Origin of the sequence: Streptomyces alkaliphilus (assembly GCF_014141535.1) — a bacterium.
Classification (GTDB): Bacteria; Actinomycetota; Actinomycetes; order Streptomycetales; family Streptomycetaceae; genus Streptomyces; species Streptomyces alkaliphilus.
Genome location: NZ_VKHT01001799.1, coordinates 1 through 291, shown reverse-complemented (window position 1 = coordinate 291; position 291 = coordinate 1). Strand labels below are relative to the sequence as shown.

1 protein-coding gene is annotated in these 291 nt (G+C 69.4%); it reads left to right on the top strand.

Annotation, left to right across the window (positions count from 1 at the left end; all coding sequences use genetic code 11):
- The coding region (locus tag FNQ90_RS28785) for a DUF7144 family membrane protein (protein WP_456115111.1) at positions 1-112 on the top strand (112 nt) is incomplete at its 5' end.
- Between the last annotated feature and the right edge of the window lie 179 nt (positions 113-291).

The window sequence follows — 291 nt, the reverse complement described above, 5'->3', positions numbered from 1 at the left end:
CCTGTCCCTGCCGTACTACCCGCTGTGGTCGGTGGTGGCGATCGCGTTCTACGGCTTCGTCATCTGGGCGCTGACCACGGCCCGGGACGACAGCGGCCGATCCCTCGCCTGAGCCCTTCCGGGGCCGTGACGGACCCCGGCCCCGGTGGACGTGTGGGCGTCCACCGGGGCCGGGGCGTGGTGCGTCGGTGCGTGAGGGGTGGGTGCGAACCCCGCCGGATCAGCGGAAGTTCACGTCACTGCAGAAATAGTACGTCTGGTCCATGTGGGAGGCCTGCCAGACCGTGTAGA